Genomic DNA, 15,326 nt, shown 5'->3' with positions numbered 1-15,326 from the left:
GATCCGCTCGATGTCCCGGGCGTCGCCCGGCTGGGTCCCGATCCGCTGGACCCGGAGTTCACCGAGGAGATCCTCGGCGCGATCCTCGCCACGGCGAGCCGGGCAGGGACCGGCTCCCACAGGCACCGCCGAACGCACGATCCGCGTCCCAGCGGATCGCGCTAGGCGAACGCGACCCGCTCCACCCACCCAGCCACCCCCGAGAGCCGACCGCGGCGAGCCGGGCAGGGACCGGCTCGCTATCTGATCAGCCGCGACAGCAGCCGGTCCGCGAGGATCCTGCCGTCGGTCTGGCAGGTGGGGCAGTACTGGAGCGTGGAGTCGTGGAAGACCACCTGGCGGATCGTGTCGCCGCAGACGGGGCACGCCTCTCCTGTGCGGCCGTGGACGCGCATGCCGAGCTTCTTCTCGCGCTTGAGGTCGGCCGCGTGCAGGCCCTCGGCGCGGGCGAGCGCCTCCTCGAGTGTGTAGCGGAGGGCCGCATAGAGGCGGTCCAGCTCGTCGGCGGTGAGCGCGGCGGGCTTGAAGGGCGACATGCGCGCCACGTGGAGGATCTCGTCGGAGTAGGCGTTGCCGATGCCGGCGATGCGGGACTGGTCGCGGAGGACGCCCTTCACCTGCGCCCGGCCCGCCGTGGCGAGGATCGCGCCGAGGATCTCCTCGGTGAACTCCGGGTCCAGCGGATCGGGACCCAGCCGGGCGACGCCCGGGACATCGAGCGGATCGGCGACGATCGAGAGCGCGAGGCTCTTCTTGGTGCCGGCCTCCGTCACGTCGAATCCCGACCCGTCGTCGAGGACCAGCCGGGCGGCGAGCGGGCCCCGGCCGGGCTTCGCCGGAGCCGTCGGCCGGTCGGGCCGCCAGCGGACCCAGCCGGCGCGGGCGAGGTGCAGGAGGACGTGGGCCTCGCCGACTGCGATGTCGAGGAACTTGCCGTGCCGCGATACTCCGTGGACGGTCTCGCCGGACAGAGCCGACGGCGGGATGGCGACGGTCTTGAGCGCGGAGATCGCGAACACGTCGAGCCGCTCGAGGACGCGTCCGCCCAGGCGCGCGTCGAGATCGAGGGCGAGGGCCTGGACCTCGGGGAGTTCGGGCATGCGACCACCCTGGCCCGCGTGTCCCGCACCGTCCACCCCTGGCGGAGGGGACGGCAGCGGGTCAGTCGCCGAAGCGCGTCGCCGCGACCTTCCGCAGGAACAGCTCGTGGAACCGGTAGTCGCCGGTGATCTCGGGATGGAACGCCGTCCCGAGGAGGTTGCCCTGCTCGACCGCGACCACCCGCCCGTCGGCGACACTGGCGAGCGCGGTCGCCCGCTCGCCCAGCTCCTCCACGACCGGTGCGCGGATGAAGACCGCGTGCACCGGCGGATCGCCGATGGCCGGCACGTCGAGATCGGTCTCGAAGGAGTCGAGCTGGTTGCCGAACGCGTTCCTCCGGACCGACACGTCCAGGCCGCCGAAGCTGCTCTGGCCGTCGATGCGGTCGAGGACCCGGTCGGCGAGCATGATCAGCCCGGCGCAGGTCCCGTAGACGGGCATCCCCGCACTGATCGCCTCGACGACCGGCTCCGCGAGGCCGAAGAGGCGCGACAGCTTGTCCATCACCGTGGACTCGCCGCCCGGGATGACCAGCCCCGCGACGGTGGCGAGCTCCTCCGGGCGTCGCACCAGCACCACCTCGGCGCCCAGCTCGCGCAGGACGTGCGCGTGCTCGCGGAAGTCGCCCTGCAGCGCGAGGACCCCGACGCGGAGCCCCTCGAGGGACTCCCGCGTCGATCCTGCGCCGGCGAGCGGCGCGTCGGCGCTACCAGCCACGCTCGGCGAGGCGGTGCGGCGCGGGCACGTCGGCCACGTTGATGCCGACCATCGCCTCGCCCAGGCCGCGCGAGGCCTCCGCGACGACCTTCGCGTCGTCGAAGAAGGTGGTCGCCTTCACGATCGCGGCCGCGCGCTTGGCGGGCTCGCCCGACTTGAAGACGCCGGAGCCGACGAACACGCCGTCGGCGCCCAGCTGCATCATCAGCGCCGCGTCGGCCGGGGTCGCGACCCCGCCGGCGGTGAAGAGGACGACGGGGAGCTTGCCGGTCCGGGCGATCTCGACGACCAGGTCGTAGGGGGCCTGCAGCTCCTTCGCGGCGACGTAGAGCTCGTCCTTGGTCATCGCCTTCAGGCGGTTGACCTCGCCGGAGATCGTGCGGATGTGCTTGGTCGCCTCGGAGACGTCGCCGGTGCCGGCCTCGCCCTTCGAGCGGATCATCGCTGCGCCCTCGGTGATGCGGCGCAGCGCCTCGCCCAGGTTGGTCGCTCCGCAGACGAAGGGGACGGTGAAGTTCCACTTGTCGATGTGGTTCACGTAGTCGGCGGGCGAGAGGACCTCGGACTCGTCGATGTAGTCGACGCCGAGCTCCTGCAGGATCTGCGCCTCGACGAAGTGGCCGATGCGCGCCTTCGCCATGACGGGGATCGACACGGCGGAGACGATGCCGTCGATCAGGTCGGGGTCGCTCATGCGTGCGACGCCGCCCTGCGAGCGGATGTCGGCGGGGACGCGCTCGAGCGCCATGACGGCGACCGCGCCGGCGTCCTCCGCGATGCGGGCCTGATCGGCGTCGACGACGTCCATGATGACGCCGCCCTTGAGCATCTCGGCGAGACCGCGCTTGACGCGGCTCGAGCCGAACTGCTCGGGAGCGGACGAGGACGGAGTGGTGGTGTCGGTCATGTTCGCGAGTCCTGTTCTGTGCGGCGACTTCCGCCGACGGCAGCTCCGAGTCTACGAGACGGCGCCCGCCGTCCGCGGCGCTGGACAGGGGGCCGGGCGGCGGTCTAGAGGCTCGGCCAGGCCGCCGCGAGGCTCGCCCGCACGTCGCCGAGCAGCTGCGGGAGCGCCTTCGTGCGGGCGATGATCGGGAAGAAGTTCGCGTCGGTCGCCCAGCGCGGAACCACGTGCTGGTGCAGGTGCGCGGCGATCCCCGCTCCCGCGACCGCGCCCTGGTTCATCCCGAGGTTGAAGCCGTCGTTGTTCGAGACCGAGCGGACGACGCGCATCGCCGTCTGCGTGAGCGCTCCGATCTCGGCCACTTCCTCGGGAGTGGCCTCGTCGTAGAGCGGGATGTGCCGGTACGGGCAGACCAGGAGGTGGCCGGAGTTGTACGGGAACAGGTTCAGCAGGACGTAGGCGTGCTCCCCGCGGGCGACGATGAGGGCCTCCTCGTCGCTCAGCGTCGGCGCCACGCAGAAGGGGCAGTCGTCGGCTCCGGGCTGCCCCTTCTGGATGTAGACCATCCGGTGCGGCGTCCACAGGCGCTGGAACTCGTCGGGAACCCCGGCGAGGTGCGCCGAGCCCTCCGCTCCCTCGGGCACGCAGCCGTCGCTCACGCTCAGACCTGCGCCTTCGAGGCGACGGCCTCGCGGATGCGCGCGACGGCATCGGCGACCGGGATCCCGTTCTCCTGCGTGCCGTCGCGGAACCGGAAGCTGACGGCTCCGGCGTCGCGGTCCTTCTCCCCCACGATCATCTGGAAGGGCACCTTCTGCAGCGTGGCGTTGCGGATCTTCTTCTGCATCCGGTCGCTGGAGTAGTCGATCTCGGCGCGGATGCCCGACCGCTTGAGCTCGCCGACGACCTCTTCGAGGTAGGGCAGGTACTCGTCGGCGATCGGGATGCCCACGACCTGGACCGGCGACAGCCAGACCGGGAACGCCCCGGCGTAGTGCTCGGTGAGGATCGCGAAGAAGCGCTCGATGGAGCCGAAGAGCGCGCGGTGGATCATCACGGGCCGCTTCTTCGAGCCGTCCGAGGCCGTGTACTCGAGCTCGAAGCGCTCGGGCTGGTTGAAGTCGAGCTGGATGGTCGACATCTGCCAGGTGCGGCCGATGGCGTCGCGCGCCTGCACCGAGATCTTCGGACCGTAGAACGCCGCTCCTCCCGGATCCGGCACCAGCTCGAGACCGGAGGCGACGGCGACCGCGCGCAGCGACTCGATCGCCTCCTCCCACTGCTCGGGCGCACCGACGAACTTCGGGTTGCCCTCCTCGTTCGTGGACAGCTCGAGGTAGAAGTCGTCGAGGCCGTAGTCGCGCAGCACCTGCAGCACGAACTCGAGGTTGCGGGTCAGCTCGACCGACACGTCCTCCTGCGCGACGTAGATGTGGGCGTCGTCCTGGGTCAGGCCGCGCACGCGGGTGAGGCCCTGCAGGGTGCCGCTCTTCTCGTAGCGGTACACGGTGCCGAACTCGGCCAGGCGCAGCGGGAGCTCGCGGTAGCTGCGGCCGCGCGAGCGGAAGATCAGGTTGTGGAACGGGCAGTTCATGGGCTTGAGGTAGTAGTCCTGGCCCTGGCGGGTGACGTTGCCGTCCTCGTCCTGCAGCTCGTCGAGGTGCATCGGGGGGAACATCCCCTCGGAGTACCACTGCAGGTGCCCGCTCGTGAGGAACAGGTCGCCCTTGGTGATGTGCGGCGTGTAGACGAGCTCGTAGTCGTGGGCGAGCAGCTGCTCGCGCATGTACTGCTCGATCTCGTAGCGGATTATCCCGCCCTTGGGGTGGAAGACCGCGAGGCCGGAGCCGATCTCGTCCGGGAAGGAGAACAGGTCGAGCTCGTGGCCGAGCTTGCGGTGGTCGCGGCGCGCCGCCTCCTCGAGGCGGGCCTGGTGCTCGCGCAGCTCGTCCTTCGTGGGCCACGCGGTGCCGTAGACGCGCTGCAGCTGCGGGTTCTTCTCCGAGCCGCGCCAGTAGGCGGCAGCGTTGCGGGTCAGGGCGTAGCCGTTGCCGATCATGCGGGTGTTGGGCAGATGCGGACCGCGGCAGAGGTCCTTCCAGACCGTCTCGCCGGAACGCGGGTCGACGTTGTCGTAGATGGTGAGCTCGGCGCCGCCGACCTCGACGCTCTCGTCCTCGGCTCCCCCGCCCTTGATCCCGATCAGCTCGAGCTTGTAGGGCTCGCCGGCGAGCTCGGCGCGCGCCTCCTCCTCGGAGACGACGCGGCGCACGAACCGCTGGCCCTGGCGGACGATGCGGTCCATCGCCTTCTCGAGCGCCTTCATCGCCTCGGGCGTGAAGGGCTCCTCGACGTCGAAGTCGTAGTAGAAGCCGTCGGTGACGGGCGGGCCGATGCCCAGCTTCGCCTCCGGGTTGATCTGCTGCACCGCCTGCGCGAGCACGTGGGCCGCGGAGTGGCGGAGGATGTTCAGCCCGTCCGGCGAGGAGATGAGCACCGGCTCGATGCGGTCGCCCGGCACGACGTCGGCGGCGAGGTCCTTGAGCTCCCCGTTGACGCGGATCGCGACCACGGCCCGGTCGGCGAAGTGCGTGAATCCCGTGCCCGCCTCGGTGACGACCGAGTGGGACTCGTTCTCTGCGGGATTCGACGGTTCGTTCGACACGTGCGGGCACTCCTCGGGCTCGGTTGACCCCTCGACTGTAGTCGGCGGCGGCCTCTACCCGAGCGCGTCGCGCACGCGGGCGTCGAGCGCGCGCAGAGCGGAGGCGAGCTCGTCCCGGTCGGCGCCGGGGAGCACGAGCGAGCTGCGCTCGAGCTGGTGCAGGAGGACCTCCTCCAGGCCGGGCGGCAGGGAGTCCACGGCGAGCGCCCCCTCGAGTGCGGCGAGCACGGCGACGACGGCCACCGCGTCGCGTGCCGCGAGTCTGCGTGCGCTGATCTCCATGCGTCTCCGTCCGTGTCGTCCGACCCCGTCACCCTGCCGACAGGACGTGCCCCGGAGAGGGGCGCGGGGGCGACCGGTGCGCAATCCGTCCAGGTGGCATCCTGGTCCGATGGGTGCCGGTCCTGCGCTGCAGCGCTTCACGCGCTCCGGGGCCGACCTGGAGGAGGCGCGGCGCTTCTACTCGGACGGCTACGGCGGGTCGGGATTCCGGACGGAACCGGTCGAGCGGCCCTTCTCCTTCCGCTACGACGTCTCCGGGAGCGAGGGCGTGAGCCTGCGGACGTCTGTGTTCCGGGGCTCCGTGTCCGGGGGGCTGCGTCCGGCGGGCGAGTACGTCGTCTCGTGGTTCCTCTCCGGCACGAGCGTGGTGGACCCGGAGGGCGATCGGATCGTCCACCTGCCGGGGCGGCCGGTCGTGTTCCCCAGCGCGCGTCCGTTCGAGTTCGTCAGCCGCGACTTCCAGCAGCGGCTCGTGCACGTGGCCGCCGGCCTCCTCGAGCAGGTCGCGTCCGAGGCCGGCGACGGCGTGCCGCTGCCGCTCGTCTTCGACCACCGCTCGATCGCCTCCGCGTCGGCACTCCCGGGCTGGTGGCGGGCGGTCGACGACTTCGCGGGCGTCCTCCGGTCGGGCCGCGAGGCGACAGCGCTGCAGCTCGTGGCGGCCGAGCGCGGCGTCGCTCTGCACCTGCTCGCGACCTTCGCGCACCGGCCGGTCGTCGTTCCGGCGCAGGTGCTGCGGCCGGGGCTCGAGCACCTGCTGCGTGCCGCCGAGTTCCTGCACGCGTTCGCCGCGTCGCCCGTCACCGTGTCCGACATCGCGACAGCGGCGGGGCTCACTCCGCGGGCGCTGCAGGCCGCGTTCCGGAGGCACTTCGGCGACACTCCGCTCGGCTACCTGCGCGGCGTGCGTCTCGACCGGGCGCGCGTCGAGCTGCGCGAGGGCGCTCCGGGCGAGGAGACCGTGCGCGCCGTCTCCGCGCGCTGGGGCTTCCTCAACCAGGGCCGCTTCTCGGGGGCGTACCACCGCCGCTTCGGCGAGTACCCGGTGGAGACCCTGCGCCGCTGACGCTCAGGCGCCGGGAGCGAGATCGCGGGCGTAGCAGACCGAGTGCTCGGACCCGATGTAGGCGCCGAACGGCGGGATGGCGTGGTAGCCCTCCCGGAGGTAGAACCGCATCGCGTCGGGCTGGAGCGTCCCGGTCTCCAGCACCAGGCGCGTCGTGCCCAGAGCGGCCGCCCGCGCCTCGAGCGCGCGCAGGACGGCCGTGGCCGCTCCGGTGCCGCGGGCGGCGCGGTCGGCGAACATCCGCTTCACCTCGATCGCCCCCGGTCCGAGGACGTCGTCGTCGAGAGGCCGCAGTCCGCCGCAGGCCACCGCCGTGCCGCTCGCGTCGCGGGCGACGAGGAAGACGGGCACGTCGTCGGCCGAGGGCGGCGTGCCGGGCTCGTGGTCGTCGTTGCCGTAGCGCTCGTCGAGCTCGCGCCGCTGCGCGTCGCGCAGACGCTCGGCGTCCGGGTGGGTCCACGCCACCTCGTCGATGGTCCAGCTCATGAGGGCTCCTCCCGGCCGCGCGGCGGGCACGGCCGAGGCCATTCTGCCGCGCCCGACCCCCTCCGGCCCGCCCGGTGGCAACCCCTTCCGCGCCGGGCCGCAGCGGGCGTCGACTGGAGGCCCACCGACGAAAGGACTCACCGTGCTCTCCGACTCCCCCATCGGCCCCGTTCTGCTCTCCCGCGACCTCGCCGCCTCCCGCGCCTTCTACGCCGGCTCCCTGGGACTGGAGGTCCTCGAGGAGAGCGAGTCGGCGATCGCCTACTCCTGCGGCGGCACGCGGCTCACCGTCACCTCCAGCACCACGGGCTCGAAGGACGAGCAGACCAAGGCCGCCTGGCGGGTGGCCGACCTGCGCGCCGAGCTGGACTCGCTGGCGGCTCGGGGCGTGGCTCCGGAGGACTACGACAGCGACGAGCTGCGCACCGAGAACGGCGTGGCCGACCGCGGCAGCGTCTGGGCGGCCTGGATCCTCGATCCCGACGGGAACGCGCTCGGCATCGAGCAGCCGAAGAGCTGATCGGCGCCGCTCTAGACTCGCCCCATGCCCGACGACTCCGCTCCGCTGCCCGCGCCCGGGTGGTACCCGCACCCGGCCGACCTCGGCTCGGAGCTCTACTGGGACGGCGCGGCGTGGACGGACCGGTCCCGTCCGTCCTCCTCGGCGCCCGCTCCCGCCTACGACACGCCCCCGGGCGCTCCGGAGCAGGAGCTGTACGCCTATCCGTCCGCCCCGTCCTCCGCGGCGGGCCGCAACCCCATGGCGATCGCGAGCCTCGTGCTCGGCGTCCTGAGCCTGCTGATCAATCCGCTGCTGATCCCCTCGATCCTCGCCATCGTCTTCTCGGCGAAGGGCCGGGCGGCCGCACCGCTCGTCGGAGGCGGTCGCGGGCTCGCGACGGCCGGACTCGTCACCGGGATCCTCGGTCTGGTGTCGGGCGTCTTCACCATCGTCGGCAACCTCTCGGCCGGGGTCCCCGGCCTGACCGGCTGACCGGGGTGCCGCGGCCCTCGACGCCCCGATGACCGCGCGCCGGAGCGCTCCCTGGCTCCTCGTCGTGGCGGTCGCCCTGGTCGCGCTGGTCCTGCGCGGTCCGATCGTCGCCGTCGCGCCCATCATCGACGCGGTGCGCGAGGACCTCGCGCTGTCCGCGGGCCAGGCGGGGATCCTCACCAGCATCCCCGTGCTCTGCTTCGCCCTGGCGACTCCGCTCGCCCTCCTGGTGATCCGCCGCGCGGGACCCAACGCCGCCGTGACCGTCACGGTGATCGGCGTCGCGCTCGGCACGATCGTCCGATCGATCGGCGACGTGGGACCGGCCGTGGCGGGCACCATCCTGATCGGCGTCTCCATCACGATCGGCAACGTCGTCCTCCCCGTCGTGATCCGGCGGGACGTCGCTCCCGAGCGCGTCGACCTCACGACGGGCGTCTACACCGCGGCCCTCAACATCGGCTCGACGATCACCTCGCTCGGCACCGCTCCGCTCGCTCTAACCCTCGGCTGGCGCGGCGCCCTGCTCGTCTGGCTCGCCCTCAACGCCCTCGCTCTGGCCGGCTGGCTCGTGGCCGTGGGGCCTCGGGCGGCCCTGCGTCCGACTCCCCGCCCGTCCCGCGCCGACCGCGCACCGGCCGCACCGGCTCCGCGGATCTTCCGCAGCGCGACCGTGCTGGCGCTCGCGCTCTGCTTCTCGAGCCAGGCGTTCTCGTACTACGGAGTGACGGCGTGGCTCCCCTCGCTGCTCGTCGACCGCAACGGCTTCTCGATCGCGACCGCGGGCGCGAGCGCCTCGGTGTTCCAGCTCGCCGCGGTCGCCGGCGCCCTCGGCGTCCCGCTCCTGGTCCGCAGGCTCGGACCGCTGGGGAGCATCGTGCTCGTCGGCCTCCTCTGGTGCACGGTGCCGGCGGGGCTGCTGCTCGCGCCGCAGCTCTGGGCGCTCTGGTGCGTGCTGGGCGGCGCGGCCCAGGGCGGAGGATTCACGGTCGTCTTCGTGCTCGTCGTGCGGCTCTCCCGCTCCGATGCCCACGCGTCGCGGCTCTCGGCCACGGTGCAGGGGATCGGCTACGCCGTGGCCGCCACCGCCCCGACCGTCATCGGCTTCGCGCACGACGCGAGCGGCGGCTGGGAGGCTCCCCTGCTGACCGTCCTCGCCGCGACCTGCTCCTTCCTCCTCTTCGGCACCCTCGCCGCCGCGCGCCAGCGCCGGGCCTGACCCGCGACACGACCGGCCGCGCCGTCAAGGGGGCCGTCCGACGACTGTCGGCCCCGTAGCGTGTCCGCATGGCCGAGCAGAGCACGACCCGCGAGAAGACAGCGCCCGATCCCGACGATTCCCGGAAGCCCGACGACGTCACCGACATCACCAAGCGCTCCTGGTTCTACGTCCTCAAGAAGACGGCCCGCGAGTTCGGCGCGGACCAGTGCACCGACCTCGCCGCCGCGCTCACCTACTACGCCGTGCTCGCGCTCTTCCCCGCCCTGCTCGCGATCGTGTCGGTGCTGGGGCTCTTCGGCCAGGCGCAGGCCACCACCGATCTGGTGCTCGACCTGATCGGGAACCTCGCGTCGAGCGAGGTCGTCGACCTGCTGCGCGACCCGATCCAGGCGCTGACCAGCTCCTCCGCCGCGGGTCTCGCCTTCGTGACCGGTGTCGTCGGAGCGATCTGGTCCGCCTCCGGCTACGTCGGCGCCTTCGGCCGCGCGATGAACCGCGTCTACCAGATCGACGAGGGGCGCCCCTTCTGGAAGCTCCGCCCGACGATGCTCGGCGTGACCGTGGTGACGGTCGTCCTGATCGTGATCGCGGCGCTCATCCTCGTGCTCAGCGGACCGGTCGCGACAGCCGTCGGCGACGTCGTGGGCCTCGGCCCCGCCGCCCTCACCGTGTGGAACATCGCGAAATGGCCGGTGCTCGTGGTCATCGCGATCGTGATCGTCGCGATCCTGTACTACTGGGCGCCCAACATCCGCCAGCCGAAGTTCCGCTGGATCAGCATCGGATCGATCGTCGCCCTGGCGATCTGGCTGATCGCCTCGACCGGCTTCGCGTTCTACGTGGCCAACTTCTCCAACTACAACAAGACCTACGGCTCGCTCGGCGCGGTGATCGTCTTCCTCCTCTGGATCTGGATCACCAACATCGCCCTGCTCTTCGGCGCGGAGTTCGACGCCGAGCTCGAGCGCGGACGCGAGCTGCAGGCGGGCATCGAGGCGGAGGAGACCATCCAGCTCCCCCCGCGCGACACCGCCGCTAGCGACAAGAAGGCGGCCGTGCACGAGAAGGACGTCCGCGACGGGCGCTGGCTGCGCCTGGCGAGCGAGAACCGCAGCGACGAGGGCGCGGCCCAGGACGACGAGGCCGCGAAGAAGAAGTGACTCAGGACTCGGCCGACCAGAGCGCGCGGTAGTAGGCCGCGCGCTCGTCGTCCGGATCCGCTCCGTACTCCGCGAGGAGCAGCGGGGTGTGGCCGGGGCCGTAGTTCCAGCCGAGGCTGACCGCGGCGACCGCCAGATCCGCCCAGCGGTCGCCCACGCCCAGGTCGCCGACGTCGACCGTGCCGCTCCAGCGTCCGTCGTCGTCGACCAGCGTGTTCGGAGCGCACGCGTCGCCGTGCACCACGACGGGGTCCACGAGCTCCGGAGCCGCGCCGACCGCCGACGGCCGGCGCGCGAACCAGGAGTCGCCGCGCAGCTCCTCGGGCACCGCGTCGACGGGGAGCGCGTGGACCGCCCGCAGGCCGGCCGCGATCGCGCGGACGGCCTCCTCCGGCCGGGCTGTCCACTTCGGATCGACGGCGCTCCGCCCGGGCAGCGGTGCGGTGAGGAGCCACTGCCCCTCCTCGTCCTCGCCCGCCTCCAGGATCCGGGGCGCGTCGATCCGCCCCTCCAGCCAGCGCAGACGCGCGATCTCGCGACGGAGGTCGACGCCCGTGGACCGGGGATTCCACTTCAGGTACCCGGCGTCCACGCGGAAGGTCAGCCCGTCGAGCTTGTTGCGCCAGACGAGCGCCGGATCGGTGCCGCCGTTCAGGCGCCTCGCCGGCGACGGGATCCGGACGCCGTCGAGCGAGAACTGCCGTGCGAGGTCCGGACCGCTCATGCCCCCAGGGTAGGCGCCCCGATCCTGAGAGGATCCGCATGCCGCGGACCGCGCCACCCGCCTCCTCCGAGCAGCGCGCCCTTACCCTGACGGGCGTGCCGGAGCAGCCGCCCGGCGCGATCCGGTGACGAGGGAGCCCCCGTGACGCAGAGCGACGACGACCGCGGGCCCGTGCAGCCCGACTTCTCGAAGGAGCAGGAGGGCTACCGTCCCGGGCTCAAGCCCCGGCAGCTGCAGATGATCGCCATCGGCGGCGCGATCGGCACCGGCCTCTTCCTCGGCGCGGGCGGCCGACTCGCCACCGCCGGTCCCTCGCTCGTCGTCGTGTACGCGGTCTGCGGTGTCTTCGCCTACCTGATCCTCCGCGCGCTCGGCGAGCTGGTCCTGCACCGGCCGAGCTCGGGCTCCTTCATCTCCTACGCCCGCGAGTTCCTGGGCGAGAAGGCCGCCTTCGTCGCCGGATGGATGTACTTCCTGAACTGGGCGATGACCGCGATCGCCGACGTCACCGCGGTGGCCCTCTACGTGAAGTACTGGTCGCTCTTCTCCTCCGTGCCCCAGTGGCTCCTCGCACTCATCGCCCTGGTCGTCGTGCTCTCGCTGAACCTCGTCTCGGTCAAGGTCTTCGGGGAGCTGGAGTTCTGGTTCGCGCTGATCAAGGTCACGGCGCTGGTGGTCTTCCTGGTGATCGGCGTCGTCGTGCTCGCCGCGGGCTGGCCGCTGCAGTCCGGCGGCGTCGCCGTGGACCCCGGGATCAGCCTCTGGAACGACAACGGCGGCATCCTGCCCGGCGGCCTGATCGCCAGCGTCCTGGTCGTCCAGGGCGTGGTGTTCGCCTACTCCGGAGTCGAGCTGGTCGGCACGGCGGCGGGCGAGACCGCGGAGCCGGCGAAGGTCATCCCGCGCGCCATCAACTCGGTCATCCTGCGCATCGCCGTCTTCTACGTCGGCTCGGTGCTGCTGCTGACGCTGCTGCTGCCCTACACGGCCTACTCGAAGGGCGAGAGCCCGTTCGTCACGTTCTTCAGCTCGCTGGGCGACGGCTCCTCGGGCGAGATCGCCGGATCGATCATGAACTTCGTCGTGCTGACGGCCGCGCTCTCCAGCATCAACGCCGGGCTCTACTCGACCGGCCGCATCCTCCGCTCCATGGCGCTCAACGGCTCCGCCCCCGCCTTCACCGGCCGGATGAACAAGCAGGGCGTCCCCTACGGCGGCATCCTGCTCACGGCGAGCATCACCCTGATCGGGATCGTGCTGAACCTCTTCGTGCCGTCCGAGGCCTTCGAGATCGTCCTCAACGTCTCGGCGCTGGGCATCGTCACGGGCTGGGGCATGATCGTCCTCTGCCAGATGCAGCTGCAGCGCTGGGCGGCCCAGGGGCGCCTGGAGCGCCCGTCCTTCCGGATGCCCGGCGCCCCGGTGACCTCGTGGCTCACCCTGGCGTTCCTGGTGATCGTGGTGGTCCTCATCGCCGTCGACTTCCCGACCGGCACCTGGACCGTGGGGATCGTCGCGGTGGTCGGCGTGCCCGCCCTGATCGTGGGCTGGCACGTCGCGAAGCCGCGCATCCTGGCGATCGCGTCCGCCCGTGACGGCTTCACCGGCGCCCACCCCGTGATCGCCGCCCGTCCGGCCTCCGAGGCCAAGCGCGACGGGAACGAGCGGCGCCGCGAGTAGGGCGGGTCAGCGCCGGCGGAGGTAGCGCAGGAGCAGCGTGTCGCCGGCGCTGAGCACGTGCGCCAGGTGCTGCGGGCGCGGTCCGGGGACGTCGCCGCGGGCGAGCCTCCCGGAGTCCCCCGCCTCGAGCGTCGGAGCGACGGTCAGGCAGAGCTCGTCGACGGCGTCCGCGGCGAGGAGGGTCCCGAGCAGCGACGGACCGCCCTCGCAGTGGATCCTGCCGAGCCCCCGCTCCGCGAGCTGCGCCCGCATCCGCGTCGCGTTGAGCTCTGCGTCGCCGCAGACGAGCACGTCGGCGACCTCGGCGAGCTCCGCGCGGCGGCGGGCCGGCGAGGAGCCGGTGGTCACGACGATCGGGCGCACCGGCGCCTCGGTGAAGATCCACGAGGCGGGATCGAGGTCGAGCGACCCCGAGACGATCGCGAAGACGGGCTGCGGGGCGAGCCCGGTGCCTAGCCGGGCTCGCACGGACTCGTCGCTCAGCACCATCGGACCGTAGCCCTCGGTCCGCACCGTGCCGGCCGCGACGAGCACGACGTCGGCGAGCCGGCGGAGCAGGTCGAACACGCGCAGGTCCGCCGCGCCCCCGAGATCGCCCGAGACGCCGTCGCGGGTGACCGCTCCGTCGACGCTCGCGACGAAGTTGACCCGGAGCCACTGCTCGCCCGCCCCGTCCGCGTAGAGGGCCAGCAGAGCCTCGTCGGACAGGTTCTGCCCGGCCGGCGACAGGCCGTCGATGCGGGCGCTCACGCCGCCGGCTCCACGTTGTGGCGGAGGAAGACGGGCGCTCGCCAGCCCAGCACCGCCTCCGTCATCCGCACGGCGTCCACCGCCTGGCGCACGTCGTGCATGCGCACGATCCGCGCACCGTTCAGGATGCAGATCACCGCGGCGGCGAGGGAGCCCTCGAGGCGCTCCCCCTGCGGCCGGTCCAGCGCCTCGCCGATGAAGTCCTTGTTGGAGACCGCGGCGAGCACCGGGAAGCCGAGCGCGGCCACCTCGCCCAGCCGGCGGGTGAGCTCGAGCGTGTGCAGGGTGTTCTTGTTCAGGTCGTGACCCGGATCGACGATGATCCTCCCGGCAGGCACTCCACCCGAGAGCGCGCGATCGACGCGGCTCCGCAGATGGTCGACCACCGTCGCCACGACGTCGTCGTACTCGGGTCTCTCCGGCTCGCTGCGGGGAGCGCCCACGCTGTGGGTGATGACGAGCTGAGCGGAGGAGGAGGCGACGACCTCGAGCATCCGGGGGTCGTGCAGCCCGCTCGTGTCGTTGATGACGGAGGCGCCCGCGGCGATGCTCGCGCGCGCCACCTCGGCGCTCGTCGTGTCCACCGAGACGACCACGTCGCTCCGCTCCGCGATGCCCGCCACGACGGGGACCACCCGGTCGAGCTCCTCCTGGAGCGTGACGGCGGGGCCGCGGCCGAACGGCACTCCGCCGATGTCGACCCAGTCGGCGCCGAGCTCCGCGGCGCGCACGGCGGCCGCGATGGCGCTGTCCAGGGCGAAGGTGGAGCCCTTGTCGTAGAAGGAGTCGGGTGTGCGGTTCACGACCGCCATCACGGCCACCTGCCGCTCGAAGTCGAACTCTCGTCCGCCGATGTGCCGCGTGGTCATGGGCGCGTCCCTCCCGCTCGGAGCGCCGGGAGAAGGCCGGCGCCGCTCACCCTAGACGAGCGGAGTCGGCGGAGGCTGGAGCGGGCCGCCCTCGAGCAGCGCCTGGAAGAGGACGTGGTCCTGCCACTCCCCGGCGATCCGCAGGTAGCGCCGCGCGACGCCGATCCGCTCGAAGCCGTTGCGCTGCAGCACGGTCTGCGATCCGACGTTGTGGAGGAGCGTCCCGGCCTGCACGCGGTGCAGCCCCAGATCCTCACGCGCGGTGCGCAGGACGGCTCCGACCGCGCGGGTCATCACGCCGCGGCCCTGCAGACCGCTGTCGAGCCAGTAGCCGAGATCGCCGCTGTCGAAGGCGCCGCGGACGATGTTCGCGAGAGTCAGCCGACCGACGATCACGCCGCCCGCGTCGAGGACGAGCGGGAGGACGCTGCCGGCCCGGTGCGCGGCGAGCGCGTCCGCGACGGCGTCGGTCTGGCCCCCCGCCTCGAAGAAGCGGGTCGAGCGCGTCGGCTCCCAGGGCGCGAGGTGCCGGCGGTTGCGCCGGTACGCGGCGGCGAGGGCCGGTCCGTCGTCCCGCGAGACGAGCCGCAGGAGGGTGCCCTGGTCGTCGACGGGGATCGGGGCGGGCATCCTGCGAGGGTAGCGCCGGAGCCGGGAACGACAGAACCCCCGGCCAGGGGCCGGGGGTTCTCGTGGTGGGCGATAC

17 protein-coding genes are annotated in these 15,326 nt (G+C 72.4%); 6 read left to right on the top strand and 11 right to left on the bottom strand.

All coding sequences use genetic code 11. The features are described 5' to 3' along the window. Nucleotides 1-239 precede the first annotated feature (239 nt). The 6 genes from C5C33_RS16915 to C5C33_RS16890 all read right to left on the bottom strand — a co-directional run bounded on the left by C5C33_RS16915 (nucleotide 240) and on the right by C5C33_RS16890 (nucleotide 5,669). Nucleotides 240-1,100 carry an Fpg/Nei family DNA glycosylase gene (locus C5C33_RS16915; RefSeq protein ID WP_104261682.1) on the bottom strand — a complete coding sequence of 287 codons (861 nt, stop codon included), beginning with the start codon at nucleotides 1,098-1,100 and terminating at the stop codon, nucleotides 240-242. Nucleotides 1,101-1,161: 61 nt separating this feature from the next. After that, the gene (pdxT, locus tag C5C33_RS16910) at nucleotides 1,162-1,734 is read right to left on the bottom strand and encodes a pyridoxal 5'-phosphate synthase glutaminase subunit PdxT (RefSeq protein ID WP_244229657.1); all 573 of its coding nucleotides are present in this window, start codon (nucleotides 1,732-1,734) and stop codon (nucleotides 1,162-1,164) included. 73 nt (nucleotides 1,735-1,807) lie between these two features. Further along, on the bottom strand, nucleotides 1,808-2,725 hold the full coding sequence (pdxS, locus tag C5C33_RS16905; RefSeq protein WP_104224629.1) for a pyridoxal 5'-phosphate synthase lyase subunit PdxS: 918 nt from the start codon (nucleotides 2,723-2,725) through the stop codon (nucleotides 1,808-1,810). 104 nt (nucleotides 2,726-2,829) lie between these two features. After that, nucleotides 2,830-3,381: an HIT domain-containing protein gene (locus C5C33_RS16900; RefSeq protein WP_244230646.1), complete on the bottom strand. Its 552-nt coding sequence runs from the start codon at nucleotides 3,379-3,381 to the stop codon at nucleotides 2,830-2,832. Between the two features lie 2 nt (nucleotides 3,382-3,383). Continuing rightward, nucleotides 3,384-5,294, bottom strand: a complete 1,911-nt coding sequence (gene thrS, locus C5C33_RS16895) for a threonine--tRNA ligase (protein ID WP_258069276.1) — start codon at nucleotides 5,292-5,294, stop codon at nucleotides 3,384-3,386. A gap of 147 nt (nucleotides 5,295-5,441) precedes the next feature. Beyond that, the gene (locus tag C5C33_RS16890) at nucleotides 5,442-5,669 is read right to left on the bottom strand and encodes a hypothetical protein (protein WP_104261680.1); all 228 of its coding nucleotides are present in this window, start codon (nucleotides 5,667-5,669) and stop codon (nucleotides 5,442-5,444) included. A 109-nt stretch (nucleotides 5,670-5,778) separates the two neighbouring features. On the opposite strand from C5C33_RS16890, the gene C5C33_RS18720 reads away from it, so the two are divergent. Continuing rightward, nucleotides 5,779-6,735, top strand: coding sequence for an AraC family transcriptional regulator (locus tag C5C33_RS18720; RefSeq protein ID WP_104327523.1), 957 nt, complete (start codon nucleotides 5,779-5,781; stop codon nucleotides 6,733-6,735). 3 nt (nucleotides 6,736-6,738) lie between these two features. Here the strand turns inward: C5C33_RS18720 and C5C33_RS16880 are convergent, their stop codons facing one another. Then, the gene (locus tag C5C33_RS16880) at nucleotides 6,739-7,221 is read right to left on the bottom strand and encodes a GNAT family N-acetyltransferase (RefSeq protein ID WP_104261679.1); all 483 of its coding nucleotides are present in this window, start codon (nucleotides 7,219-7,221) and stop codon (nucleotides 6,739-6,741) included. A 142-nt stretch (nucleotides 7,222-7,363) separates the two neighbouring features. Between C5C33_RS16880 and C5C33_RS16875 the strand changes: the two genes are divergently transcribed. The 4 genes from C5C33_RS16875 to C5C33_RS16860 all read left to right on the top strand — a co-directional run bounded on the left by C5C33_RS16875 (nucleotide 7,364) and on the right by C5C33_RS16860 (nucleotide 10,597). Then, the gene (locus C5C33_RS16875) at nucleotides 7,364-7,741 is read left to right on the top strand and encodes a VOC family protein (protein WP_104261678.1); all 378 of its coding nucleotides are present in this window, start codon (nucleotides 7,364-7,366) and stop codon (nucleotides 7,739-7,741) included. A 24-nt stretch (nucleotides 7,742-7,765) separates the two neighbouring features. Beyond that, entirely contained in the window at nucleotides 7,766-8,215 is a 450-nt protein-coding gene (locus C5C33_RS16870; protein ID WP_104261677.1) for a DUF2510 domain-containing protein, read from the top strand. 28 nt (nucleotides 8,216-8,243) lie between these two features. Next, complete coding sequence (locus tag C5C33_RS16865) at nucleotides 8,244-9,434, top strand: CynX/NimT family MFS transporter (RefSeq protein ID WP_104261676.1); 1,191 nt, start codon at nucleotides 8,244-8,246, stop codon at nucleotides 9,432-9,434. 68 nt (nucleotides 9,435-9,502) lie between these two features. Further along, nucleotides 9,503-10,597 (top strand): YihY/virulence factor BrkB family protein, encoded by a 1,095-nt coding sequence (locus tag C5C33_RS16860; RefSeq protein WP_104239455.1) that lies wholly within the window; start codon nucleotides 9,503-9,505, stop codon nucleotides 10,595-10,597. 1 nt (nucleotide 10,598) lies between these two features. On the opposite strand, the gene C5C33_RS16855 is transcribed toward C5C33_RS16860, so the two are convergent. Continuing rightward, nucleotides 10,599-11,321 (bottom strand): aminoglycoside 3'-phosphotransferase, encoded by a 723-nt coding sequence (locus C5C33_RS16855; protein WP_104261675.1) that lies wholly within the window; start codon nucleotides 11,319-11,321, stop codon nucleotides 10,599-10,601. 141 nt (nucleotides 11,322-11,462) lie between these two features. Here C5C33_RS16855 and C5C33_RS16850 point away from each other — a divergent pair, with 141 nt between their 5' ends. Then, nucleotides 11,463-13,001 (top strand): amino acid permease, encoded by a 1,539-nt coding sequence (locus C5C33_RS16850; RefSeq protein ID WP_244229624.1) that lies wholly within the window; start codon nucleotides 11,463-11,465, stop codon nucleotides 12,999-13,001. Between the two features lie 6 nt (nucleotides 13,002-13,007). Here the strand turns inward: C5C33_RS16850 and C5C33_RS16845 are convergent, their stop codons facing one another. From C5C33_RS16845 to C5C33_RS16835, 3 genes are read right to left on the bottom strand one after another with little or no spacing between them, the layout of a single operon-like run. Further along, on the bottom strand, nucleotides 13,008-13,751 hold the full coding sequence (locus tag C5C33_RS16845) for a pyrimidine reductase family protein (RefSeq protein ID WP_104261674.1): 744 nt from the start codon (nucleotides 13,749-13,751) through the stop codon (nucleotides 13,008-13,010). Next, nucleotides 13,748-14,620 carry a dihydropteroate synthase gene (gene folP, locus C5C33_RS16840; protein ID WP_104246762.1) on the bottom strand — a complete coding sequence of 291 codons (873 nt, stop codon included), beginning with the start codon at nucleotides 14,618-14,620 and terminating at the stop codon, nucleotides 13,748-13,750. Before folP ends, C5C33_RS16845 begins: the two co-directional genes overlap by 4 nt. A gap of 51 nt (nucleotides 14,621-14,671) precedes the next feature. After that, a complete protein-coding gene (locus C5C33_RS16835) occupies nucleotides 14,672-15,250 on the bottom strand; it encodes a GNAT family N-acetyltransferase (protein ID WP_104225349.1) in 579 nt (192 codons plus the stop codon). Nucleotides 15,251-15,326: the final 76 nt, after the last annotated feature.

It is taken from the genome of Rathayibacter sp. AY1H3 (genome assembly GCF_002932015.1).
This window is presented reverse-complemented; position numbering and strand designations above follow the sequence as displayed.